This window comes from Ligilactobacillus faecis (genome assembly GCF_029889745.1).
In the GTDB taxonomy this organism is placed as follows: Bacteria; Bacillota; Bacilli; order Lactobacillales; family Lactobacillaceae; genus Ligilactobacillus; species Ligilactobacillus faecis.
This window is the reverse complement of sequence record NZ_CP123639.1, coordinates 1,020,315-1,046,101: the sequence shown is the minus strand read 5'-3', so window position 1 is coordinate 1,046,101 and position 25,787 is coordinate 1,020,315. Positions and strand designations below refer to the sequence as shown.

Sequence of the window (25,787 nt, the reverse complement as noted above, 5' to 3'; positions counted from 1 at the left end):
ACGGGCCCTAGTGCCAGTTGCTGGCAGACTTTTTTTCTTATTCATATTTAAATTTTTGGGCTAACTGGGCCAACTTAGCAAGTGAGGCACGATACTCAGCTTCACCATCACTTGTAAAAATACTGAGGAAGGTATTTTGAACGACTGCTGTAGCTGCCGTTACTTTTTTACCGACATCAACAAAGAAATAAGTTTCTTTAGTCCAGTCAAATTCTTCTTTGGCTGGGAGCGCCGTGATCACCCCGTTTTGAAGATAAGGTGAATATGAAGTTGCGATCTTTTGGGGCAAAATAAAGACATTCTCTGTTTTTTGATGATCATTTTTTTGCGTAAGTGCTTGCCAATATTTTTCTAAAACATTCACCCCAAATCCATATTGGATCAAAGCCGGGATCGCTCCACCCCCAAACCGTTTTCCAACTTCACAAAAGACAAAGCGTTCCGTTTTTTCATCATAAAACCACTCAAAATGAAATGGAGTCACTTCATCACTATCAGTGAACGTCGCTAAGACTTTTTGGCTCTTCTCAAAGACCTGTTCTAGCAACTTGCGTTTTGTCCAATACAAATGATTAGTTCGAATGATATAACCACTATTTTTACTTAGTGTATCTAATAATAAATCTTCATATTCGTGTGAAAAAATGTATTGGATCTTGCTACCAAATGCAAAACCATCGCAAGTCAACATCCGCTTTAAGGAGACATATTCTTCGATCAAATAGCCACCGTTATATATATGTTTTGGTAACTGAGCTAGTTCTTTTTCAGTGATCGGATAGATCTCTTCTGTTCCCGCCAAATTTCGCACTTTGATCACGGCCTTTTGTAAATGATGCTTTTTAAAGAATTCACAGATCTGTTCATGATCGATAACTAATTCAAACTTCGGTTGTAAGATATCTGTACATCCGGCTAAAACTGAACGCATATAGTACTTATCTTTAAAGAGCGTGTTGACGCCAAAAGTTGTTTTTCTATGTAAAAAAAGATCTGCTAAAAATCCGACCTGATCCATATCTTCTTCACTTAACGTGGTGATACTTTCGATCGTCACCTTTTTTTCTAAACGTTTAAGACATTTGATAAATTCTGGCAATGTGTAATCTTCTAGGAAAATGACTTTTGCTTGTAGACCTGCATATGCATCATACTTAGCCTTTAAAGCTTTTGGAGCAATGATGAGCGCATCTTTAGCAACATATTTCAATTCAACGACACGTGGTGAATAACGAAAGAAAATGATCTGCATATTAATTCTCCTTTTGTTCAAGTTTAGTGACAAAAAACCATAAAAGATCGATCAAGATCAACCCGCCAGCTACTAAAAGTAGTGGTTTATTATGATCAAGTGCAAATAAATGACCAAAAATAAAACTTCCGCTCGAAAGCCCGATATTTACAACTAAAAAAAACAGCGAAAAAACTTTGCCAAGAACTTGAGGCACGATCTCTTGTTGAATGATCGATTGGATCGCTACATTGTAGCGCGCTAAGCAAAAAGTCAAGATCAAGGTAAACAGAGCGATCCAAAAAATACTAGTAAAGACGTAAACGAAAATAAGTGCACCGGCTGCAAGTGCAAATAAGTAACGCTCTAAGCCGATCTTTTGCGAAATATCCAGCCATTTAAGAGAAATGATCCCTAAGATCCCACCGATCGCTTCAAGAGACATCAAATATCCATAAAGTGCGGGATCTTTCATGAGCGTCGTCGCAAAAAGCGGTGCATATAAATTAAAACCAGCTAAAAAAGCATTTAAAGCGCCACCCGTCAAGACTAAAAACAAGATATTTCTTTTAGCTTTCAACTCCTGTAAGGCAGCGTAGTAGTTAAAATCAAGCCGGGTATTTTTAAGTTTGAGCTTTCGTAGCGAAAATAAAGCCACAAACGAGATCAAATACGAAACGCCATTCAAAAGGATCGCTTCGTTCATTGTGATCCATTTAGTGGCGTAAAGCGTCGTGGCTAAAGGTGGGACAACGATCGTCGCTAATTGGATCAAAAAAGAAAGCTCTGTATTATATTTGACGATCTCATCTTTAGCTAGCACATAGCGAACTAAAGTTTTAAAAAGTGGTGAAGCTAGATATGTACTAGCATTTAGACTAAAAACAAGGATGTAAAGCCACAATAATTCTTCTACTAAGTTCATCCCAACGATATAAAAACACACCAAACTCGCGATAAGGTCTGACCATAGCAATAAGCGTACTAGATAACGACTATCAGCAAATGCCCCACCTAATAAATTACAAATGATCGCTGCAACACCGATATAGCCATTGATATTGCCTAAAACTTTGCTTGAACCAAACACTTCTAAGACCCAAATATTTAAGATCGCATTAAAAAAAGTCGTGCCTGCAAAAGATAGCGTCTTGGAGATCGTTAACCGCTTTTGTCCTGTCATTAGTTTCACCTCTTTTACATATTATTTTTGCTGTTGGATCTTCAAAAGCGTTGTGATAAATTCAGCTTCTGTTTGAATATCAGTACAAAAAGGGAGATCTGTAAAATGATCTGAGACCCGTCAAGTGAACAACTAAATAATTAAAATTCTAGGCAGCCTGATTCCGGTATTCTTCTGGAGTCAGGCTGTTTAGTTTTATTTGGTAACGTTGGGTATTGTAGAACTTGATATAGTTTTCGATCATTTCTACAAGTTCTCCATATGTTTCACATTTTAGCCAATAATAACATTCTGTCTTGAAATGACTCCAAAAACTTTCCATTGGTGCGTTATCGATACATTTCCCCACTCGAGACATACTTCTTGTAACACCATGCCTTGAGGTCAACCGAAGATATTCCTTTGAAGTATATTGAAATCCACGATCACTGTGAAGAAGTAGATTAGCTTCATTTAAATGCGTGAATGCTTTTTCTAAAGTCTTCATGACAAGCCGATTATCATTTCTTTTACTAATTTCAAAACTTATGATAGATCCATCGTATAGATCTTTGATCGCACTTAAATAAGCTTTTTGTCCTAAGCCATATTCTAAATAAGTGACATCAGTCACCCACTTTTGATTAGGTCTAGTAGCGGAAAAATCACGACCTAAAGTATTTTCTTCGTAGTTTAAATGTTCTGAACGAGTACAACCTCGGCGTTTGCGACGAATTACTGAATATAAACCAAGGACTCTCATTAAGCGACGAATACGTTTGAAGTTATATTGTTTTTGATACTTTCGATTGATAAGAAGAGTCATTCTTCTAGAACCGTAAATTCCATTTAAAGCATGAAATTCTTTTTTTATGATCTCACTTAACCATTCATTTTCCAAAGTACATTGTGATTTTGGAGCAGTTAAATAACGATAATACCCTGAGCGCGATACATTTAAGATCGCACAAAGGATCCAGAGTTCAATTTGTGGAAACTCTTTAAGAACTTCCTGAATAGCTTTAAAACGCAGATTTTTAGGTATAAAGCTTATCTCCTCCTTTCGAGTTCGTCCAATTTTTTTAAAACGATATTTTCTGCTTCTAGATATTTATTACGTTCTTTCAAACGTAGGATCTCAAGCTTGAGACGCTCAGTTTCAGAAAGAGTCTTATAATCACGATCTTTAACTGTTTTACCACGATTATCGTATAATGCCTTTTCGCCATCTACTTCAAACTTTTTGACCCAATTATAGACTTGGGAATAAGAAACATTATATTTATCGATCGCTTTGTGATAATTCTTATTATTAGCAAGTGTATACTGAACTATTTCGAGCCGTTCCTTAAAAGTAGTTTTACGTCCATGTTTCATTCTATTACGACCTCCAATGGTAGCTTTAAAGCCTTTTCCATTAGTATACAAGTTGATCCATTTACGTAAAACCGAAACACTCGAAATATTGTATTTATCACAAATTTTCTTTGGTGAACGTCCATTTTCTAAATATTCTAGAACCGCAGTTGTTTTTAATTCAACTGAATATTCTTTCCAGGTTCTAGACTCTTTTAAGCCATCTAAACCGCCAGCTTTGTATTTTCTGATCCAATTATCAAATGTATTTTTAGAAATGGTATATTTCCGGCAGATAAAGTACTTACTATATTGTCCACTAAGATACTCGGAGACTGCCTGGTATCTTTCTTCAAGTGTATGTTTAGTAGTTCTTCTAGACATAAAAAATCCCCCTAGAGTGATCACAGAATCTTTATTATTTCCGTGTCCACTCTAGGGGAATCATATCAAAATATTTAGCGGTCTTTTGCGTATAGTTTCTCACATAGTCTTTCTTGCCTTGCAAAGCCGTTTGCATTTCTAAGGTGATCCCGTAACGATCAGCCAAGATCTCTGGTGCGTACTTCTCTAAGTTTGCTAGTTCAAATGTTTCAAGTTTATGTACTTCTTGTTTTACCGATTCAAGTGCTGCTCCATCTAAGAGTTCATGTAAAGTAGTTGATGGGAGCCTTAGTAAGAAAACTTGTAGCGCCAAAAGTTTATGGATCTTTTTTACGGTGTGCCCTAAATAACTAGCAGTCGTTTTAAAAGCGCGTTTTTCTAAAAAAGCTACTGTTTCGAGTAGAGAAATAAGGCGCAGATATCTTTGATCTGTGATCAACTTAGCTGGGGTAAGCTCAAAATATTCGGTATATTTTAAGTACCTTTCCCCATAGAAAATGCACGCTAATTGCCGTCTTGCCATTTCAAGATAAGAGCAGTTCAAATTGATCTCAAAATAGTTTTTTTGACCGGGGCTGGGAAAAAACTACTAGCCTGAACTAAAAATACCTGATCAAATCTCGTTTTTGAGAAATTTGATCAGGTATTTTTCTTTTATGCTTGTTTTCGGATCGTTTTTTCAAAAATCCTCCCCCTATTTCTTTGAATAGGTGCCATAATTTTGATATATTGATCGTCAAAAGTATCAGTCCGATCTCATTTCGAACTGCTTTCTCTCCTCTAACATGTACTCGGCGTACGCCAAAATTACCCTTCATATCTCCGAAAATGGTTTCAACATCTGTACGTCTTCTCGCGTAGATCTTTGAACCCTTTTCACTTGAAAGGTCTTCTGCGGCACTATTTTTAAAAAATTCCCAGTTATAATTTATGGCTTTAGTTCGCTGATAGCCCTTAGGTGTCTTAGCTAAGTTTTCAAGTTCTTTAGTGGCCTGGAAAACATCAGCTACGTAAACTTTAAAGTTTCTTTTGAATCCATATTTGTCCACACTTGAACTGTATCTTTGAAACTTAAATACTACACCGTCAGGATCTGTATAATAATCATCTTCTGCATGATATGTCCAATTTTTGATATTGCGTGGATCTTTTTTGTATTTGCGACTCTGTTCTTTTTGATACATTGGATAGGGCATCAAGGGAATTTTTTCAAACATATCAGTAACAGCCTGATAGTTAGCTTCATTCCCATATCCAGCGTCCGCCACTATATATTTGAATAGTTCTAAGTTAGTAAAAGATTTTAAAAATGGCACTAATGTCCGTGTGTCCGTTGGGTTAGGAAATATATCATAATGTAGGACAAAGCGACCGCTAGTCGCGATCTGTAAATTGTAAGCAGGCTTTAGTTGCCCATTTTTCATATGATCTTCCTTTAAACGCATAAAAGTAGCGTCATTATCTGTTTTTGAGAAGCTATTTCGTCCCTGAAAGATCTTCCTATTACGTTCGTATCTTTCTTTTCTTGGCAGAAGATCAGTTTGGAGTTTGCGTTTGATGCTTTTTAGTCTTCGACGAGCTCGCTTATTTTTTGAACCACCTTTTATGACTTTAGGTTCAGTAGCGATATCTTCTTCAATCGCATCTAATTTAAGATCGGTCCCCTTAATAAGCTCCTTTATCGCATCACTGGACCCCAGCATATCTTTTGAAATAGCGATATCAACTTGGTGTTGGATCAGCTCGTCATAGGTCTTAGCTACTCTTTCATCAAGCGACTTTTCAAACTTATCAGAAGCATTTTTCCAGGTAAAACTATAGCGATTAGCATCAGCTTCTAATTTAGTACCATCAATAAATAAAGCTTCATCGGCATCTAACATACCATTTTTAGATAGAAGCAAGGTAAACAGCACAAAGGCTTTTTCGATGATTTCTTTAGCATGATCACTTGACCGGAAGTTATTGATAGTCTTATAACTAACAGAAGTATTTCCGCTTAACCACATCATTGGAAGATAGTATTGATTCAATTTAGCGATCTTTCTACCAGAAAAGACGGATTCATGGTAAGCAAATAAAGTCATTTTTAAAAGCATAGCTGGATGAAAAGCTGGACGACCGGTATGTGAAGTGTCCTCTAAAAGAATATCTTGGGGGATCGAATCAACAAAATGACTGATCAAAACAGCAATATGATCAGCAGGTAATTTCATTGAATAAGTGATATCCAATTCTAATTCAGATGTGTTATAATTTTTATACATGGTAGGTCTCTCCTTTATTATTTTTGGACAACTTAATATTAGCAAGAGATCGATCATATGAAAAGGCTCACGTTGAAAAAATTCGACGTGAGCCTCTTTCTTTATTAGAACTGAGTTTTTTCCCAGCCCCAGTCAAGCAGTGGATAAAAACGACCTTCGATCTGCACAAAAACTTTACGATAATTACCGACCCGAATCTTATCGATATAAAAAGGGATCTCCAATTCAGTTTCGACGACTTTTCCAGCAAATAGCCGTCTTTTTCCAACGCCAAACGAGTAGAGTTTGAGCGGTTTTTCGCTCTTTTTTTGGAAATATTCAGTAAGAACATCTTCTAATAAAGCAGTTGCCTCTTTGTTTGAACCATCTACCAACAAAAAATTTTCAGTTTCATTATGGATCTCCCAATAAGGATTGATCGGATCAACTTGAAGCATCCGCGTCCAGATCGTTGGTTGATGATAGTAGTAACAACCTTTATTCAGATCAGGATAAGCAACAGCTTGCAAGGCTGAACCGATAAACCACTTGCCTTGCGTCAATTTATGGGTCGTAAGATCTTTGCACTGATATTTTTTAAAAACTTCTCTTTCTTCCAACGGCTCTCCCCCCATTTTCTCGCTAGAATATCATTTTATTTGATTATTGGGAATTAACAATATATAATACCTCGTTATAATCAATCGTTATATCTAAGCAAAAAGGGGCTTTAGTTATGTACAGTTCACTAAATATCGATTTGTTATATGTCTTTACTACTGTTGCCAAAACGCAAAGTATCAGCAAAAGCAGTACGATCCTCTCACTCTCACAGCCTGCTATCAGTAAAAAGATCCAGCAACTAGAAGAACACTTTCAGGCAAAGTTATTCATCCGCTCTGCACATGGAATGATGCTCACTATGACTGGCCAAACCTTTTATCAACAAGCGCTCAAAGTGCTTCACGATTTTGATGCACTTTACGCAACTGAGTCAGACCAAGCTGAACCTCAGCTTGAATGTCTACAGATCGGTGCATTGGACAGTATCGCTGCCTTATTGTATCCCCACTTTTTTAGCACTTTACCCCTTGAAAAACAACAACTGCTTTTGACCAATCAGACGTCTGAATTGATCGAAAAATTCAACTACGGCCTTTTAGATATCATTTTCATGAATGATTTTTTAGAAAATAAACTGACACATAGTTATGAAAAACACCTGCTCCGCTCAGAACCTTACTATGTTGTTTACGCTAAACAAAATCAAGCTTTACAAAAAGTAGCCACTTCAACCTTGCAGATCACCGATCTAAAAGATACGCGTTTTATTCTCCATCCCGAATACAGTGCCCTTGCACCGCAGTTAGAGCATTTATTTGACCGTGCCTTGCTTTCTCGTCCTTTGATCCAAACTGTTAATTGTTTTGACTTTATCAGCTATCTTATCAGTCATAAACCGTTTAATTCAGTCACGATCTTGCCTGAATTTCTCGCCAAGCATCAGCAAAAAAGCGCACTTTATAAAGAATTAGCTTCCAAAAAGCTCACCTTGCCTAAGCCCTATCAAGTGGCCCTTTTTTCAAACGGCAAATTGTCTCTTGCCTCGCTCGCAAGCAAATTACACTAAAAAAAGCACCAAACTAAAATTTAGTTTGATGCTTTATACCACCGATCGGTCTTTGTCAAAAATGCTGTGATCCCGGGAGCTTTTTGGTCGGTTTGGCGCAGATAGTCTACATATGCTTGGTAAAGAGACAAGCGCTTTTCCTGGGAAATACTTCGCCACAAAAAAAGATCTGTCAAGCCACCTTGATTGACGATATCGGCATAAGCTAGCCCGGCTTTAGTTTGGCGCGCGTCTTTTAAATAACGCCATTTCTTTTTAGCTGCTCGGCGCACTTGGCTATCGAGTTGACTGACACCATCAAGTTCAGCATGCGAAGCCCGATACCAAAAAGGCACGGTCCCGCGACCATACGGGATCCCGTAGTTGAACGATTCTGTGTTAGCGATCTCTTCTAACTCAAAGAGGTCGTAACATTTAGGATCGGATTCGTACGTTTGATCTGCTCTTTTTTTGAGCACGTTCCATTGGCTGACAAAATTCAAACTTTCAAGGGAGACGATGTATTCGATCATGCGCGCGTTATTTTTTAAGTTAAAATAGCCAGTCGTATCGGTTTTAGCTAATTGGACTTTCATATTTTTAGGCAAATAAGCGTGTGTCGTCTTTAAACACCGATTGTGAAAACTCGCCCCTGTCTCAAAATCAAGCGCACAACCTGTCTGTTTGGCATAGCATAGTAAACGCGCTAAATCGTTTGCTTCAGTTAGATACTTCGTCCGCAAATAACTAAGCGCTTGGCGATCTAAATACGTCCGCAGTAGATTCAACTGGCTGCTAAAAGCATTGCGGTCATTTGTTTGGGCAAATTCTTGCAAAAACGGCTGACTTTTCCTTTTCGCCCGACCGTAAAGTCGTAAAACATAACTTCTGACCAAAACATAAAAAGGCGCCAGTGGCGCTAGCTCAGGGTCAAACGTATATTTGGCTCGGACAGAGAGCTGTAAAAAATCATATTCATCAACATACGCTCCCAGTTGGCGCAAGATGAGCGCCAACTTTTCTCTTGGACTAAGACGCGCGACTTGAAGCATTTGCGTATATAAAGGTGAACCAACTAGATGAACTTGCCTAAAACATTCAGCCAGCTCCATTTGTTCTTGATTTACATAACGTACATAATTTGCTTGGGCCTGCTTATCCCAACCTTCTTTTGACAAAACTTGAAGTTGTTCTGTTAATGCTTGCACTTGACTCTACCTCTATTTTTTATCTTTATTATACTTGAGCTTTTTACTAACACTGAAGTTCACTCGGGCGCTTATAATAAAATTATAAAATCTGAAAGTAGGCACTTTATGTAAGCAAAAGACGTTTCACAGTTATTTGGACTTTCGATCGATACTCTACGTTATTATGAACGGATCGGGATCATTCCCCCGATCGCCCGTGATAAAAATGGTTACCGTGACTATAAAACGACTGATCTCAACTGGATCTATCTCGTTAAAACGTTGCGCAAAACGGGAATGCCGATCAACGCTTTACAAAAGTACACGCGACTTTCACAAAAAGCATCTCAAGTTGATGCAGCGACCGAACAAAAAGCGATCTTACGGGCTCAATTAGCTGACATCAATGAAAAGATCGAAGAACTGGCACAAGCTCAAGCGCTCTTGCGTTATAAACTTGACAACTTCGATGAACATTTAGCTAAATTCAATACTAAAGACCACGATAACCCAACGATCGAACGGCTCTGGGAACGAAACTGAGTTTAAATTTTGAGCGCTCATTTTGGCTAAGCTTGCTTCTTTACTTGAGCATTTACTTCTTGTTATGCTCAAGGTAAGAAAGGAGCGTTTGCGATGAAAAAATACCGCTTGAGTTTGATCTTTTTTCTAGCTTCTCTTTTGGGGACGTTTTTAGGCGTTTATTTAGGTCTTTTTCCCTTTACAAGTACAACTTTAGTCAGTCTTATTTTTTTGAACGCATGCTTTCTTTTAGGCCAAATACTAAAAAAGTTTCTGAGCTGACCTCAGAAACTTCAGAACGTAGACAAACTCTATTCAAATCGGATAGAGTTTGTTTTTTTATGTATTTTTATAACTATATACTTTGAAATATACGAATATAACAGGGTTTTTCCCCAGTATTTTTACCAATTTTTTTAGATTTAGGCACGCAAATATCAACCCAACTTTAGCTAGAATTTTATCAATTCCTACTTCTCGGGCGTATCTCAAGTTGTGATATTCTTTTGCCGAACCAAAATTTCTTTCGATCGTCTCCTTTCGCGCTTCATACTTTAATTTTGAGCCAGTTTGATGCCTGATATCCTCACATTTTTCCATACTATCTTGCCAAACATGACGAGCGATAACTCTTTGATGATTTTTACTTTGTGTACATTTGTGCAGTAAAGGACATTTTTCACAGATTGTAGGATCACTTTTATATTCACGATAACCACTTCGATTAGTTGTGGAGTACATTAAGATTTGATCGCCAGGACATAAATAACAATCATAATATTCATCATAAACAAAATCTTTGGGTCTAAGCGTACCAACTTTGCCCCTTGGGCGTTTATAAGGAAGAATGGGAATTATGCCTTGAGATAGTAAAAAGTGTGCGATCGTGGGTGTTTTATAGCCAGAATCAGCGATAATATATTGTGGGTCGTACTTCCGTACTTTTTCAAATATTTCAGGAAAAAGTTGCGTATCATGGATATTTCCCGCACCGACCACATAAGCTAAGAGCCACCCATTTTTATCACAGGCAGCTTGAACGTTATAGGCAAAAACCTGTTTGTGTTCACCCTTATGAAACCATCCACTATCAGGATCAGTTTTAGATATTTTTACTTGTCTAGTTTTTTTTTAGGTTTTTCTTCTTTTAAGGGTTTCTTTTGATGTTTAGCTCTATCTACATTTATTTCTTTTTCGAGATCTTCACTCATAAATTTTGACTTAGTTTCAATAACTTCAGTAGTATATTTACGGCTGTTAGCAGCAGCTTTCAAATGAGTTCCATCAATAAAGATATCAGTTGTGTCGATAAGATCATTTTCTAAACAGAGTTTCAAAATATGAGCAAAAATAGCTTCTATTACATGGCTTTCAGCAAATCTTCTTTTATAATTTTTACCGTAGGTAGAGAAATGAGGAACAGGATCATTTAAACCTAGTCCTAGAAACCATCGATAAGCGACATTAACTTGAATTTCTTTGATCGTTTGACGCATAGAACGAATACCAAATAGATTTTGGATCAAAGGAATCTTTATGAGTAGTACAGGGTCAAGACTAGGACGACCATTATTTTTACAATAGGAATCTTCGACAAGATCATAAATAAAAGAGAAATCAATAATTTGATCAATTTTACGGAGTAAATGATCTTTTGGGACCAAATCATCTAGAGAAGTACGAGCATATTCACAGCGTTTGAGATTGGGATCACTTTTGTGAAGCATAATGAGCACCTCCGTAACCGTTTTCTTTAATTATACAAAAAAAAGTCACCAGAGCACATACTCTGATGACTTAGTCTACATTCTGAAGTTTCTGAGCTGACCTCAGAAACTTTTTTTATTTAATCGTTTGCGTGAACATCATATTGACGCAACATCTCTTCCACACCAGGTGCATCTGGATCGTGGCGTCCATGACCTTTATCTAAGGCACGGATCGCATCCATTTCCGCACTGTTTAGCGTAAAGTCAAAGATCTCTTGGTTCGTTTTGATCCGCTCTGCGTGAACCGATTTTGGAAAAACGATCACCCCTTCTTGATGCTCAAAGCGCAAGATGATCTGGCCCACATTTTTCTCATATTTTTGCGCTAACTTTTGTAAAAGGGGTTCTGACAAGAGCCCTTGATCTCCTTGACCTAAAGGCGCCCAAGCCTCTAACACAACATCATCTTTGGCTAAGAGCTGACGTAATTCTTTTTGTTGGAAATATGGATTGAACTCAACTTGGTCGACTGCTGGTTTTTCGTTAAAGTGTGGCACATACTTTTGATAAAGTTTAGGTGTCATGTTGGAAACACCGATCGAACGAACTTTACCAGCTTGTTTAGCTTCTTCTAACGCCTGCCAAGCTTCTTCGACTGGTCCATACGGTTGGTGTAAAAGATAAAGGTCGATATACTCAAGCCCTAACTTTCTAAACGAAAGGTCGAGCGCTTTTTTGGCATCTTCATACTTATAGTCTTGGAACCACAATTTACTTGTGACCCAGATCTCATCACGTGGGACCCCACTTTCGCGGATCGCTTCACCGACTTCTTGCTCGTTAAAATAAGCAACAGCTGTATCGATATGCCGATAACCAGCTTTCAAAGCTGTTAAGACAGCCTCTTTGGTTGAACCATCAGCTGGAACTTGAAAGACACCAAAGCCAAGAGCTGGGATCTCATTTCCATCATTTAACTTGAAAGTTTTTGACATTAGATCTTCTTCCTTTCATTATCTTGAACATTTTTCAAACTTGAGCCAAAGATCTGTTCGATCGTCACTGGGTCACGATGATCAAAGAATTGACTCTCATTTTTATTGAGCGTCGCCATCAAGGTCATTTCTTCCTTTGTTAATTCAAAGTCAAAGACATCGATATTTTCTTGCATTCTCTCTTGATGCACTGATTTAGGGATCACTGTGATCCCACGTTGTAAGAGCCAGCGTAAGATGACTTGTCCATTTGATTTTCCATGCGCATTTGCGATCTGTGTGATCACTTCGTTTGTAAAGATCCCATTTTTCCCTTCAGCAAATGGAGCCCAAGCTTCAGCTCTAACACCGATACTTTGGGCAAAGTCAACGGCTTGTTCTTGTTGATACCAAGGGTTGATCTCGATCTGGTTGACTGTTGGCATCACTGGCATCGTCAAAGCTAGATTTTTTAATTGATCAGGTGCAAAATTGGAAACACCAAGGGCTCTGATCTTGCCAGCATGATAAGCTTCTTCTAGCGCACGCCAAGCGCCCATCGTGTCACCATATGGTTGATGGAGCAAATAAAGATCGATATAATCGGTGCCAAGCTTAGCTAAGGAAGCATCGATCCCTTGCTTAGCTAATTCGTAGTTGAAATTTGAGACCCAAAGTTTTGAAGTCACAAAAACATCTTCCCGTGAAACATTACTCTCTTTGATCGCTTGTCCAACAGCTTCTTCATTTTGATAAGCTTGGGCTGTATCGATCAAACGATAACCAGTCGCTAACGCTTGCGCCACCGCTTTTTTAGCTTGAGCTGGTTCAGGGACTTGGAAGACACCAAAACCTAGCGTTGGCATTTTGACTCCGTTATTTAATTCACTCATTGGTACTTCTGACATTTATTTTCCCCCCTGCTTTGATTTGTTGCCTTTAGTTTAACGTACATTTGTGAGCTTGGATAATGCTTGTTTTTTATATCACTATACGCAAAACGTATATTTCAAATCAGTAACCTCTCGGCGAACTTTTGTGGTATACTATGTGCAATTTTAGGGGGGATATTTATGACATCACTTAACTTACGTTTAGCTCAAAACGCTACTTTAGCCACACCACGGCTCCTTTTACGTAAAGTGCATTTAAGCGATGCTAATGATCTTTTTGAATATGCAAGCGATCAAATGACTGTGCGCTATGTCAGTTTTCCACGTCATCAAACAGTCGTTGATAGTCAAGAAGCGATCGCTAATCACTTTATGCCAAACACATTACAAACTTGGGGGATCATTTGGCAAGAGACTGGCAAATTTATCGGGACGATCTCTTTGATGAGCCTTGATGAACATCAAGCTGAACTAGGCTATATCTTAAATCGCACCTTTTGGGGACAAGGAGTGATGCCTGAAGCTGCCAGTGCTCTTTTGAAACTGTGTTTTGAAGTTTTAGGGCTCACACAAGTTCATGCGCTCCACCACGTCGACAATCCTGCCAGTGGTCGTGTGATGCAAAAGATCGGTATGCAAAGGATTGGCACTTTCCCAGATTATAAACGGGAATTCTCTAATCTCACGGGAAAAGTCGAATCGATCACAGCTGAGCAATGGATCATTACTAAAGATATGTATTTCAAACAACATAAATAAATCACAAACTAACGATCAGATTTGATCGTTAATTTTTTCATTTAACCTGTTGACTTTAAAATAACAAGATGTTATATTTTAATTGTTGATAATAAAACAACAGGAGGACGATAATTATGAAATATGCAATTACAGGAGCTACCGGAAAATTTGCCCACGCAGCGATCACAGAACTTTTGACGACTGTTCCAGCTAAAGATCTCGTTTTGATCGCACGCAACACTGAAAAGGCCAAAGAACTTTACCCAGATCTTGAAGTTCGCTTTGGCGATTACGACGATGAAGCTTCGCTAGTCCAAGCGTTAACTGGTGTTGATAAACTTCTTTTCATCTCATCTTTACCAGGCGGTTCTTTACCACGGATCAAGCAACATGAAAATGTGATCGTAGCGGCTAAAAAAGCAGGCGTACCTTACATCGCTTATACGAGTTTTGCTCACGCTGATCAAGCAACTTCGGCTTTAGCTGACGATCATAAAGCAACGGAAAAAATGCTGATCGATAGCGGTCTAGACTATTCTTTCTTGCGCAATAACTGGTATCTTGAAAATGAGGCAAGTAACTTTACTGGAAATGATTTTCTCGAAGCTTCAAATGGTCATGCTGTTGGTTGGGCCCTTGAAGCCGAATACGCCCAAGGGGCAGCAAAAGTCTTACAACTTGAAACACCGAAAAAGATCTATGAGTTTTCTGGTCCAGCGCATACTTATGCCGATATGGCTCAAGTCCTTACTAAAATTTTTGAAAAAGAGATCAAGCCAGTGCCAGTCAGCGTTTCAGCTTACAAAAAAGCTTTAACAGACGCTGGTCTGCCTGAAGCAACGATCATGATCGCCACGCTTTCGCAAGAAGTGATCGCCGCTGGTGACCTTGAACATACAACAAGAGATCTGCCAGATGTGTTAGGGCATGAACTCACACCTTTTGCAGAAGCTATCAAACAACTTAGCGCTCACTAAAATTTTTTAGCGGTATTTGTCTAAACGGCGATCTTTTTCTATAATATTGATATCAAATTTAGAAAGGGAAATTTATGCGCTATTCATATAAATTAAGTGATGCTTTACACATCATGACATATATCGATCTTTACCCTGACGGCGATCTCAGCAGTGCAGCGATCGCTAATAGTATCGAAGCTAATCCAAGCGTTGTCCGAGGAACGATGGCACGCTTGAAAAAAGCCGGTCTTTTGAATAATCAGCCGGGGGTAGCTAAAGCAAGTTTAGCGCGTCCAGCAGAAGAGATCAGCATGCTTGAGGTCTATCAAGCTATCGCAGACAACACCGATCTTTTACATGTTGATCCACACACGAACCCAAAATGTCCCGTGGGCGCCAATATTCAAGCTACTTTAGAAGAAAAATATGAACTGATCCAACAAGCAGCTGAGGCCCAAATGGCACAGATCAGCTTAGCTAGCATCAGTGCTTCTTTGAGCAAACGAGCTAAATTAGCTTAAAAAATAACGTAGTAGTCAGCTCTGAACTACTACGTTATTTTTTTATCCACAAGTGGATAACTTTATTTTGTATAATCGATATCTTTTGTCTCTTTTGTCGTCAACCAAGCTACGACCGAAGCCACGGCTAAGACTAGCATGTAAAGTCCAGCCGCATGTAGACCATGACGCGCGATCAACCATGTCGTTACTGAGGGAGCAACGGCAGCACCGATCACCGCTGCAAGATTATAAGTGATCCCAGCACCTGAATAACGGACTTTAGTCGGGAAAAGCTCTGGCAAAACTGCACCAACTGGACCATACAACGTCCCCATGATGACAAAGCCAACACCTAAAAATAAGAGCATCCCCCCTAAGTTATGCTGTCCTTCTAAGAAGTACGGAAAGACAATGGAAAAACCAACTAAAGCCACGGTTGCTGTCAATAAGACTTTTTTACGCCCAATTTTATCGGCTAAAAGTGAAGTCGTCATGATCAAAACGGCAAATTCAACGATCGCTCCCATCAATAATAAAAGCATTTCAGAATGACTAAAGCCAAGCGCTGTCGTCGCATACGCTAAAGACCAAGTCGTCAAAGTGTAAAACATCGCATACGTTCCCCCCATGATAAAAGTCCCTTTGACGATCTCTTTCCAATTTGACTGAAAAACTTCTTTAAGCGGAGTTTTCGTCGTATTGTCATTTTCTTGCGCTAACTTGAACAACGGTGTTTCTTCTAAATGACGCCGCACATATAATCCGATCACAACTAAAACTGCTGAAACTAAAAACGGAACGCGCCAGCCAAATGCTAGCATCTGTTGTTCTGTCAATGAATTAGCTAGTAAGAAAAAGAGCCCGTTACATAAGAAAAAGCCGATCGGTGCTCCGACTTCTGGAAAAGCTCCGTATAAAGCACGTTTATCTGCCGGTGCATTTTCAGTTGCGACTAAAACAGCGCCTGACCACTCGCCACCAAGACCGATCCCTTGCACAAAACGGCAGACACAAAGGAGAAGCGCTCCCCAAACCCCAACTGTCGCATATCCTGGTAAAAAGCCGATCGCTACTGTCGCTACCCCCATGACGAGCATTGAAAGGACTAGCGTTTTTTTCCGCCCTAAACGATCACCAAAATGTCCAAATAAAAATGACCCCACTGGGCGCGCGACAAAGGCGACCCCAAAAGTCAATAGACTTAAAACCGTGGCTAAGACTGGTGTCATTTGTGGGAAAAAGACTTTGGGAAAATAAGCGGCTGAGGCTGTGCCATAAGCATAAAAATCAAAAAATTCGACTGCTGTTCCGATCATAGAGGCTACGATCACAGTTTTGACTGAACTTTGTGAAACTTGTGGCATAACTACTTCTTCAACTTCTTTGACTGGCGTCGTTACTTCTGATGATTCCATTTCATCGCTTCCCTTCTTTTCTTGCTATGTAAATTTCCTCAAATCTAAATGAAAAAAGCTCAGCGCCTGTTTTCAAACAAACGCTGAGCTCTAAAGCTGAGTTCTCTTCGCTTGTCTGCCTCCTGTAGGATGCAGACATCACAAACTATCCGCATCACTTATCAATGATTCGAATAATGCTAATATTTACTTGAATGTTTGTTAAGCGAACTTGGCTCATGCTTTTTCCCTCCATTTAAATTTGTTAATTAGCAGTTTAGCACAGCTAAAATTAATATGCAATAAGAAAATTAATTAAACTTTTATATTTAAAAAGATCTCCCTACTATTTTATTTCTAGATAAATAAAACCTCTTCACGATCTGGCAGTCAATTCAAAAAAGACCACCTCATCCTTAGACGGTGGTCTTTTTCCCTATTCAAATCCATTTTGTGCACTAACTTTGGCAAACCAATAGCCTGATTTTTTTAAAGTTTTCGTTTGAGTATGGATCTCATCTCTGATCAAGCCGTAGCGATTGCGATAAGCATTTTGCCAAGACCAACAATCGATCCCTGTCCAGACAAAGTAACCGTGACAATTTGAACCAGCAGTGATCCCTCGATGCAACGCACGTAAATGCTCCTTTAAAAATTCGATCCGATAATCATCACAGACCATCCCATGTTCATCCATGAAACGTTCTTCCCGTGAAACACCCATTCCGTTTTCAGAGACGAACCACTCGATATTGTGATAGTTATCGCGAATATTTAGCGCAATATCATACAAAGCCTCTGGATAGATCTCCCAGCCTTTATCAACATTCATCACCCGTCCTGGCATCTCATAGTCATCAAAGTAAATATCTGGCATCCAATCTTGCAAACTTTTAGCCGAAATTTCAGGTGCTTTGACTCGGAACGGATGATAAAAGTTGATCCCTAGCAAGTCGACTGTCTCTTGTTTGATCAACGCAAGTTCTTCTGGTGTAGCTTCCCACAAAACACCATCTTTTTCTAAGATCTCAACTAATTTACTAGGAAATTCACCTAAAACAGCTGGATCTAAAAACATTTTGTTTGCCCACAATTCAGCAAACTCGGCCGCTGCTTGATCTGCTTTGCTCTCACTTGCTGCGTATGCGGGTGTCAAATTCAAGATCGTTCCGATCTTTTTTGTCCCATCATTTCCATAAAGCTTGCGAAATTCAGCGATCGCTTTGGCTGATGCGAGATTCAAGTTATAAGCGACTTGGACAGCTAACGGTCCATCAACTTTTAGCGGATAGTGGAATTGATAAAGATAGCCGCCATCTAAGATCACTTTTGGTTCGTTGAAAGTGAACCAATGATCGACTCGATCCCCAAACAATTCAAAACATCGTTTCGCATACCCGGCAAAGAGATCAGTTACATGTTTTGATTCAAAACCACCGTATTTGTGTTGAAGTTCGACTGGCATATCAAAATGACATAAATTGAGATACGGCGTGATCCCATTTTCAAGCAACGTATCGATCATATCGTTATAAAAGGCTACAGCCTCTTCATCGACGCTACATTTTTCAAAGTCTGCGATCAAGCGACTCCACTGGATCGAAGTGCGTAAAACTTTGATCCCAGCTTGCCGCATCAACGGGATATCTTCACGATAGTCGTTGTAAAAATTGGAAGCTGTATCTGGTCCAACACCAGCATAAAAAGCCTTAGGATCTTTGGCATACCAATAATCAAAGACATTTTGATGCTTTTTCTTAAAATTACCTTCTGATTGGGGGCCCGAAGTCGCTGCTCCCCAAGCAAAATTTTTTGGAAATCCAACCATTTCATTCACCTCTATTTGTTTGTTCAAAATCAAAGGCTGCGCCTAAAAGATTTGCATCTTCCCGATAAGTACACAGTGCTAAGCGCGGTCTGACTTTTGCGATCTGGACTTGAGCTAAGAGCTGCGTCAATTTCTGCTCTAATAATGGGATCAAGTCAGGGTTATTGGAGATCGCCCCTCCAAGAACAAACAGCTCTGGATCAAGGCTATATTGGAGTGCATAGATCACCTTGGCTAAAGAACTGATGCATAACTCAACTTCTTTTTGAGCGTCTACATCACCTTGTTTAGCTAAAGCAAAAACTTCTTTACCTGTAACTTTTCTTCCCGTTTTTTCAAAATAACGTTTAGCCATGCTAACAGGTGAAGCTGCCATACTAAGCGTCAGTTCTTCAGTAGCCAGCAGATAACCGAATTCACCTCCGACTAAATGTGCTCCATGCCAGATCTTTTTATTCAAAACAAAAGCTCCACCAACACCAGTCCCGATCACTAAAACAGCTAAACTTTGCTGATCTTTACCAGCACCACTCTTGGCCTCGGCTAAAGCGGCACAATTTGCATCATTTTCTAAACTGACAGGTAAGCCAAAACGCTTTTCAAATTCAGCTTTGATCGCAAAGTCATGGATATAGGGCACCGCACTGGCACCTTCGATCACACCTGTCTTCTTATTGACTGCCCCAGGAACACTCAAAGCTACCCCTTGAATGGGATATTTTTGTTGTAAAGTTTTGACTTTTTTTGTCAAAACTTCATAAAAATCAGCTAATTTAGCTGGCGTCGGTACACTTCCAAATTTAAAGAGTTTCCCGTGATGAAACACGCCAAATTTGATCGTTGTCCCTCCAACATCGATCACGATCAGCTCGTGCATTATATTCACCTCTGATAATGTATATACTTTTATTTTAAAAAAAAAGAGACTAGTCAAATTCTCTAGCCTCTCTTAAGACCCTTAGGCTTTTATCTCTGCTAAATTGCGGTAAACTGCGATGATCTCTTTTGCAAGATCAACAAACGTGATCCCTGTCATCAAATGATCTTGAGCATGGACCATATAGAGATCGATCTCAGTATGCTCACCTTGGGCTTCTTTAGTCAACATCTCAGTTTGTACGTTATGGGCGTTGACAAGGGCTTCATTAGCCTCTTTTAACTTTTCTTCAGCTAACTCAAAATCACCTTGTTTAGCGGCTGTGATCGCCTCCATCGCATGGTTTTTGGCATTGCCACCAGCGATGATCAAGCCCATAACGACTTGCATTCTTTCATCTGTCATCTTGATCGTATCCTTTCTTAGCCCATGATCCTTTCAGCTTCGGCTAAAACATTTTTTCCGTTCATCATCCCGTAATCTGACATATTGATGACTTCCATCGGTACTCCAGCATCATCACATTTCTTTTGCACATCAGCTTTCATATAAGCCACTTGAGGTCCAAGCATCAAAACGTCAGGTTTATTAGTCTCAAATTGATGATCGATCTCAGCCACTGAACGGGCAAAGATCTCATAGTCTTTTCCATTTTCTTTCGCAGCTTCTTGCATTTTTTGTACTAACATCGAAGTTGACATCCCTGCTGAGCAGGCTAACATAATAATTTTTTCAGACATGATCGATCCATCCTTTATTCTTTATTTTCTTCATTCATTTGCGCAGCAGCTTCTTGCTCGCAAAGATAGTTATCATATTTTTTCGCAAATGGCCAGTAAAGCACGACCGAGATACATAAAACGATCGCTTGCCATAAAGCCATTTTCCAACCGCCGATCAAGAAGCCAGAGATGATCGGTGGCGTCGTCCATGGAGCTGCCGCCCCAGTTGGTGGGACAAGGCCAAAGTAGATCACCAGATACGTTGAGAGTGCCACGATCACAGGTGTCATGAAAAATGGGATCGCAAGCCAAGGATTCATCACTAACGGGATCCCAAAGAGAAATGGTTCGTTGATATTGAATAACCCAGGAACAGCTTCAACTTTTCCTAATGATCTGAATTGGACCGACTTAGCTGCCACTAGTGTGAAAACTAATAGGCCGATCGTGATCCCAGAACCCGTCAAATTGATAAAGTTGTTGTAAAATTCATTTGTTACGATATGTGCACCATTTTGCATCGTCAATTCACCTTTAGCTAATAAAGCTGCATTATCAGCAGTATTTGGGATCAAAAAGGCTCCTCCGATACCACCCATGATCAAACCACCGTGGACCCCAAAGAACCAGAAGAAGACGACCATAAATGCTAAAACTAAAGCACCTCCCAGCGAATCTGAAAGCCCTTGCAACGGCGCTTGTAAGACATCGTAGATCCACTGTAACATATCAGTCTCAAAGACTTTAGCAAAGAAAGCGTAGACTAACATTGAAACGGTGATGATCACACCCGAAGGGATCATCGCTGAAAATTGGTTAGCCACGTTAGCTGGAACTTGTTCTGGTAAGGTGATCTTCCAACCAGCTTTGGCCATCGCCGTATAACTCCAACCAACTAATAAACCGACGATGATCGCAGCGATCATCCCTTGACCGCCTAACCATGTCATATTGATCGCCCCCGTGACTGGTGAAGTCAAATAGTTTTGCACGATCTGCGGGAGTTTATCGATCTGATCAGCAAGTTGAGTGCCAGTGTAAACAACTTTTCCAGCTGCATTTGTGATCCCCGCACCATCTTTTCCCATCGCCGAAACTAGGGGACTATTGACGACTAAGTTTTGCAAGAGTAAAAACACTGATAGCGCAGTCAATCCACACGGCAAGGCTTCTTGTTTTTCATTGCGGGCATAAACATAGGCGATCCCGATGACTGTCCAGATCGAAATGATCGCAAAAGTCGTTTGGTAAGCTTGATTGAAAAAAACTGACCAGCCGATATCTTTGAACCATTCTTGGACAGCCGGGATCGGGAACGAATTCAAGATCAAAAAGATCGAACCGATGATGATGAAGGGCAAAGCATAGACCATCCCGTCTTTTAAAGCAACAATAGCTTTTGTATTGACAAATTTCATGATCGGAGGCAGGACCTTAGCGTTGATAAACGCTCCGACTCTGCCTTTCTTTTGTTCTACCATGACCCATTTCCTCCATTTTATAATTTTGTTTAACCGTTTACAAAAAATATGAATATCTCACAAAAATGACTATACTTTTACATCTATTGTAAACGCTTAACTTTTTTTACAATTGTTAGTATATATTAAATGTTTAAATTGGTCAACTCATATGTATCAAAAGTATATACAAAAATAAAAAACAAAAAAATAAAGCATCTGATCGTACTAGATCAAATACTTTATTTATATTCTTCAGCGATCGCTTGAATACTTTTCTTTTCACTTTTGGCTTGAATGATCAATTTGATGATCTGTTTATCGTCTAAATCACTGATATCTAATCCACTTTGCTCAAGTTCTTGTTTAGCTTGTCTGATCTGAGCTTTTGAGATCTTATTTTGACGAGCTAACTTCGTCGCGCTTTGTTCTGCACTTTCAGAACGGTCATCTGGGCTTTTGACAGTATATCCTAACCGTCTCAACTGGGCATCATTTTCTTTTTTCAATGCTTGGGCTTTTTGGAAGATATCTTCATAATACGTTTGCTCGATCCCGCTATAACCTAAGATCACCGCTAATTGAGTGTTTGACGAAGTATATTCATAATTTTTAGTCAACGAGGCTGCTTTTTTATAAGCTTTAGCAAAATTCGCGCGCTGAACACTGACTTCTTTTAACTCGACTTGTTTTTCGATCGCCCGTTTATTCAAAAGTGGTGAACCGTCTTTGACTTGTTCTGTCTTATTGAACGTCGCCTTAGCTTTCGTATAGGCTCTTTGATCGATCTGTGCGAGTCCTTGTTCGTAAAGCGTGACTTGTTTCAAATGAGCTGTAGCCTTTTGATCGTTAGGCCGCTTTTTGAGCGCATCTTGAAAAGCGATCTTAGCATCGCGATAATTCCCATCATTTAAATAGCTTTGACCTGAATCGAAGGCATTTTGGTAGATCTTATCAGTCTCAACTTTTTTAGTTAGACCAAAACCGATAAAGCAGACTGCTACGATCACGCCAACGATACTCCACCAGATCCATCTTTTCATCACTGACCCCTCTTTTCTTTAGCTAAAAAAGACCATTACCTTAAGTGGCAACGGTCATGAAACTATACTGGCATAAATAAGGCCAAGATCGCGACTGCCACTAAGCCCAAAACAACGGAAAGCCCCATCGAACGTGAGCGGTAAGCGACAACGATCACACAGATCGCTGCAAAGATCTTTGCCATATATCCAAGGCCAACAAAGGTGTAATCCTTGGTATCGATAAAAACATCTTTAACAACAAGTGCCGTAAATAAAGAGACTGGCACATATTTCATCCATTCATTGAACCACTGTGGGATCTGCCGTGTCGAAAAGATCCGCAAAGGAATAAAGCGTGGTAAATAGGCAACTACCATGGATAATAAAATCAAGATCAAATGATCCATATTAGACATACTCATAAGCTATTCCCCCGACTTGCTGATAACTTTTCGACTTGCTTTAGGCTTGATCTTCTTTAGTAAAAAGCCTTTTTCACGTCCATGCTTGACCAAATAGTCTTCGATCATAAAGCCGATCAAAGAAGCAAGTAACGTCGCAACAACAAGTCCCATCGTACTCTTGATCAAGACCATCGCAATGATCGCTAACACCGCCGCTAAAAAGCTGATCACGATCGTCAAAACATTCTTGACTTGCATCACGATCATATAAAGGAAAAGTGCTGTTAATGCAAAATCAACGATATCTAAATTGATGGTGATCATATTTCCGATCAAGCTTCCGATCAAGTTGGCCCCTGTCCAAAATAAAAGCGAATAATGTTCAACAAGTAGAGCATCTTTAGGGGTCCATGCTTTATCAGTCGCAGATTTCAAATAGTTGACTGCATAGTTTTCATCATTCAAAGAAGCGGCAAAGAGATATAAAAATTTCTTGCTAGTCCCCCGCATATACTGCGACAGACTTGAACCAAGTAAGGCATACCGCAATTCTAAGAAAAATAACATGATCAAGATCGTATGCATCGGTGCATTGGCAACTAACATCGATGCGATCATAAACTGCGCTCCTCCTGAAAAGACTAATAATGAAACTAATGTTGTCATGAGCCAATTAAAACCAGCGGCGTGTAACAAAACACCACAGGCTAGTCCGATCGGGATATAACTAAGACATAAAGGGAGCGAGATATCAAAGACCTCGCGCCAACGTGGTTTCTCTTTTTCCACAAAAAAGCCTCCATTAAAGAATCCGGTCCCCTGACCGTAAAAATATTTGAAACGTATCCACTTATTTTAAGTGCACACTGGTCAAAAAACTTCCTGCATTCTCGATTATACCACACCAGTATCAGACAAAAAACCTTCCCTAAAAAGATCAACCAATGATGATCTTCTCTGTCGGAAGCTTATAGCTAAGATCGCGGTCACGCTTGCGAATGAAAAACATCAGCGTATATAGCATCCCGATCCGTCCGACAAACATCAAGACCATGATCACGATCTTTCCTAAAGTTGAAAGGCTTTCTGTGATCCCAAGCGAAAGACCTGTCGTTCCAAACGCCGAAGCGACTTCAAAGACAAGTGCTAACAGCGGAGCATCTTCTGTGACTGATAAGATAAAGACCGCACAGACGCATAGAAGAGTCGATAAACTTACGACAACGATCGCTTTTTGCACATCACCTTGACTGATCCGTCGATTAAAGATATTGATATTATTACGCCCGCGAATAAATGAATAAAGATATAAAATAAAGATCCCGATCGTTGTTGTTCGGACTCCGCCACCGACTGAACTTGGACTAGCACCGATAAACATCAGTAAAGCTAACATCAATAACGTCGTATGATTAAAATCATTCATACTATTGATCTGCAGTCCGGCATTACGCGCTGAAACACTATAAAACATTGCTGACATAAAGTTGCTCAAACTATCTGCGCGCAACTTGAAGCCTTCATTTTCAGAAAGATAAAGCAAGACCGTTCCCACCACTGTAAAAATAACTGCAAAAAAGACAGCTAGTTTACAAAAGAGCGAAAAACGAAATTTTCGGCGTCCAGGATACTTAAATTTATAAACGAGCCAAGCTTCGATCTCAGTCAACACAGGATAACCGATACTGCCGATCACGATCAAGACCATAATGATCAATAAGAAAAGATGATCGTTACGAAACGGAATGATCGAATCCCCAGTCACATCAAACCCAGCATTGGTAACTGCGCTAACTGAGATATACATCCCATGAAATAGATCTTCGCTAAAAGTTGGATAGACCTCGTTCCACGCAAAATAAAGTGAAAATAAGATCCCAAAGATAAGTTGGACCATCAGCATCAGTCCAAAGACAGACGTCACCAATTTGACCATCCCACTCAAACGTGGCTGATTCATATCAAATTGGATCAGTTGCCGTTGATGCAGACCGATGCGTCTTCCAGTCAAGACCATCGCAACAGTCGCTAACATCGTAACCCCAAAGCCCCCAACTTGGAACAAGACTTCCAGTAAGATCACCCCGTATTGGTTATAAACTTGATCGATCGGAAAAGTCGTCAAGCCTGTCACACTGATCGTTGAGATCGCCATAAAAAGGTCATCTAAAAGCGTTGTCTTTGGGGCATCGGGTAATTTAAAAACTGGTAAACATAGTAAAAAAAATGTCACTAGCGTTGCGATCGCATAGTAAGCGACCAATAATTGGATCGGAGTCGCCTCTCGATATTTCATCCCGATTTTCTTTTTTAGCTTATAAAACATACTTCTTATCACTTGATCGCTTTCATTTTAGTATAACTGATCACGATCCGTTGCTTAAGATCGATCGCAGTATTAGTCATTTCGTATTCGGGATCAAAGACGATGATCGCTGAATTTCGCAATTGCTTTTCGATGGTCCCTTTAAAATGGTGCCGATGATAAGAAAAGGCAACATGAGTCCCCTTAACGAAAGGTTTTCCAGCACTACTGATCTCGATCTTCTTTTCTTCTTTGCGACGTACATTACGTTTACGTTCCATCTTTTGATCCCC

The 25,787-nt window shown here is 39.6% G+C and carries 23 protein-coding genes and 3 pseudogenes; 5 read left to right on the top strand and 21 right to left on the bottom strand.

Annotation, left to right across the window (positions count from 1 at the left end):
• Positions 1-37 precede the first annotated feature (37 nt).
• From QFX10_RS04965 to QFX10_RS04940, 6 genes and pseudogenes are all read right to left on the bottom strand, one after another.
• Positions 38-1,252, bottom strand: a complete 1,215-nt coding sequence (locus tag QFX10_RS04965; protein WP_280607097.1) for an ATP-grasp domain-containing protein — start codon at positions 1,250-1,252, stop codon at positions 38-40.
• A gap of 1 nt (position 1,253) precedes the next feature.
• On the bottom strand, positions 1,254-2,414 hold the full coding sequence (locus QFX10_RS04960; RefSeq protein ID WP_280607096.1) for an MFS transporter: 1,161 nt from the start codon (positions 2,412-2,414) through the stop codon (positions 1,254-1,256).
• Positions 2,415-2,562: 148 nt separating this feature from the next.
• Positions 2,563-4,133: pseudogene (locus tag QFX10_RS04955) on the bottom strand (IS3 family transposase).
• A 34-nt stretch (positions 4,134-4,167) separates the two neighbouring features.
• Positions 4,168-4,656, bottom strand: coding sequence for a hypothetical protein (locus QFX10_RS04950; protein ID WP_280607095.1), 489 nt, complete (start codon positions 4,654-4,656; stop codon positions 4,168-4,170).
• 76 nt (positions 4,657-4,732) lie between these two features.
• The gene (locus tag QFX10_RS04945; protein ID WP_280605405.1) at positions 4,733-6,400 is read right to left on the bottom strand and encodes an IS1182 family transposase; all 1,668 of its coding nucleotides are present in this window, start codon (positions 6,398-6,400) and stop codon (positions 4,733-4,735) included.
• A 104-nt stretch (positions 6,401-6,504) separates the two neighbouring features.
• Complete coding sequence (locus QFX10_RS04940; protein WP_280607094.1) at positions 6,505-6,999, bottom strand: hypothetical protein; 495 nt, start codon at positions 6,997-6,999, stop codon at positions 6,505-6,507.
• Positions 7,000-7,115: 116 nt separating this feature from the next.
• On the opposite strand from QFX10_RS04940, the gene QFX10_RS04935 reads away from it, so the two are divergent.
• Entirely contained in the window at positions 7,116-8,009 is an 894-nt protein-coding gene (locus tag QFX10_RS04935; RefSeq protein ID WP_280607093.1) for a LysR family transcriptional regulator, read from the top strand.
• Positions 8,010-8,029: 20 nt separating this feature from the next.
• On the opposite strand, the gene QFX10_RS04930 is transcribed toward QFX10_RS04935, so the two are convergent.
• Entirely contained in the window at positions 8,030-9,196 is a 1,167-nt protein-coding gene (locus QFX10_RS04930; protein WP_280607092.1) for a DUF3114 domain-containing protein, read from the bottom strand.
• Between the two features lie 129 nt (positions 9,197-9,325).
• Between QFX10_RS04930 and QFX10_RS04925 the strand changes: the two are divergent.
• Positions 9,326-9,721 (top strand): annotated as a pseudogene (locus tag QFX10_RS04925) (MerR family transcriptional regulator); the annotation flags it as partial.
• Between the two features lie 290 nt (positions 9,722-10,011).
• Here QFX10_RS04925 and QFX10_RS04920 read toward each other — a convergent pair.
• The 3 genes and pseudogenes from QFX10_RS04920 to QFX10_RS04910 form a co-directional block, all read right to left on the bottom strand.
• Positions 10,012-11,427: pseudogene (locus tag QFX10_RS04920) on the bottom strand (IS1182 family transposase).
• A 119-nt stretch (positions 11,428-11,546) separates the two neighbouring features.
• Entirely contained in the window at positions 11,547-12,404 is an 858-nt protein-coding gene (locus QFX10_RS04915; RefSeq protein WP_280607091.1) for an aldo/keto reductase, read from the bottom strand.
• Positions 12,404-13,291 carry an aldo/keto reductase gene (locus QFX10_RS04910; protein ID WP_280607090.1) on the bottom strand — a complete coding sequence of 296 codons (888 nt, stop codon included), beginning with the start codon at positions 13,289-13,291 and terminating at the stop codon, positions 12,404-12,406. The genes QFX10_RS04915 and QFX10_RS04910 overlap by 1 nt, the downstream gene beginning before the upstream one ends.
• Positions 13,292-13,456: 165 nt before the next feature.
• Here QFX10_RS04910 and QFX10_RS04905 point away from each other — a divergent pair, with 165 nt between their 5' ends.
• From QFX10_RS04905 to QFX10_RS04895, 3 genes are all read left to right on the top strand, one after another.
• A complete protein-coding gene (locus QFX10_RS04905) occupies positions 13,457-14,035 on the top strand; it encodes a GNAT family N-acetyltransferase (protein WP_280607089.1) in 579 nt (192 codons plus the stop codon).
• Between the two features lie 116 nt (positions 14,036-14,151).
• On the top strand, positions 14,152-14,994 hold the full coding sequence (locus QFX10_RS04900; protein WP_280607088.1) for an NAD(P)H-binding protein: 843 nt from the start codon (positions 14,152-14,154) through the stop codon (positions 14,992-14,994).
• A gap of 74 nt (positions 14,995-15,068) precedes the next feature.
• The gene (locus tag QFX10_RS04895) at positions 15,069-15,497 is read left to right on the top strand and encodes an Rrf2 family transcriptional regulator (protein ID WP_280607087.1); all 429 of its coding nucleotides are present in this window, start codon (positions 15,069-15,071) and stop codon (positions 15,495-15,497) included.
• A gap of 62 nt (positions 15,498-15,559) precedes the next feature.
• Here QFX10_RS04895 and QFX10_RS04890 read toward each other — a convergent pair whose 3' ends face one another.
• The 11 genes from QFX10_RS04890 to QFX10_RS04840 all read right to left on the bottom strand — a co-directional run bounded on the left by QFX10_RS04890 (position 15,560) and on the right by QFX10_RS04840 (position 25,775).
• The gene (locus QFX10_RS04890; protein ID WP_280607231.1) at positions 15,560-16,843 is read right to left on the bottom strand and encodes an MFS transporter; all 1,284 of its coding nucleotides are present in this window, start codon (positions 16,841-16,843) and stop codon (positions 15,560-15,562) included.
• Between the two features lie 466 nt (positions 16,844-17,309).
• Entirely contained in the window at positions 17,310-18,701 is a 1,392-nt protein-coding gene (locus QFX10_RS04885) for a glycoside hydrolase family 1 protein (RefSeq protein ID WP_280607086.1), read from the bottom strand.
• 1 nt (position 18,702) lies between these two features.
• The gene (locus QFX10_RS04880) at positions 18,703-19,578 is read right to left on the bottom strand and encodes an ROK family protein (RefSeq protein WP_280607085.1); all 876 of its coding nucleotides are present in this window, start codon (positions 19,576-19,578) and stop codon (positions 18,703-18,705) included.
• Between the two features lie 81 nt (positions 19,579-19,659).
• Positions 19,660-19,983: a PTS sugar transporter subunit IIA gene (locus QFX10_RS04875; RefSeq protein WP_280607084.1), complete on the bottom strand. Its 324-nt coding sequence runs from the start codon at positions 19,981-19,983 to the stop codon at positions 19,660-19,662.
• A 17-nt stretch (positions 19,984-20,000) separates the two neighbouring features.
• Positions 20,001-20,318, bottom strand: coding sequence for a PTS sugar transporter subunit IIB (locus tag QFX10_RS04870; RefSeq protein ID WP_280607083.1), 318 nt, complete (start codon positions 20,316-20,318; stop codon positions 20,001-20,003).
• A gap of 14 nt (positions 20,319-20,332) precedes the next feature.
• Entirely contained in the window at positions 20,333-21,781 is a 1,449-nt protein-coding gene (locus QFX10_RS04865; RefSeq protein ID WP_280607082.1) for a PTS sugar transporter subunit IIC, read from the bottom strand.
• Positions 21,782-22,002: 221 nt separating this feature from the next.
• Entirely contained in the window at positions 22,003-22,803 is an 801-nt protein-coding gene (locus tag QFX10_RS04860) for a tetratricopeptide repeat protein (protein WP_280607081.1), read from the bottom strand.
• Between the two features lie 62 nt (positions 22,804-22,865).
• Positions 22,866-23,207, bottom strand: coding sequence for an AzlD domain-containing protein (locus tag QFX10_RS04855; protein ID WP_280607080.1), 342 nt, complete (start codon positions 23,205-23,207; stop codon positions 22,866-22,868).
• A gap of 3 nt (positions 23,208-23,210) precedes the next feature.
• The gene (locus tag QFX10_RS04850; RefSeq protein ID WP_280607079.1) at positions 23,211-23,978 is read right to left on the bottom strand and encodes an AzlC family ABC transporter permease; all 768 of its coding nucleotides are present in this window, start codon (positions 23,976-23,978) and stop codon (positions 23,211-23,213) included.
• A gap of 148 nt (positions 23,979-24,126) precedes the next feature.
• Positions 24,127-25,515: a TrkH family potassium uptake protein gene (locus tag QFX10_RS04845; RefSeq protein WP_280607078.1), complete on the bottom strand. Its 1,389-nt coding sequence runs from the start codon at positions 25,513-25,515 to the stop codon at positions 24,127-24,129.
• Between the two features lie 8 nt (positions 25,516-25,523).
• Positions 25,524-25,775, bottom strand: a complete 252-nt coding sequence (locus QFX10_RS04840) for a hypothetical protein (RefSeq protein ID WP_280607077.1) — start codon at positions 25,773-25,775, stop codon at positions 25,524-25,526.
• Positions 25,776-25,787 lie beyond the last annotated feature (12 nt).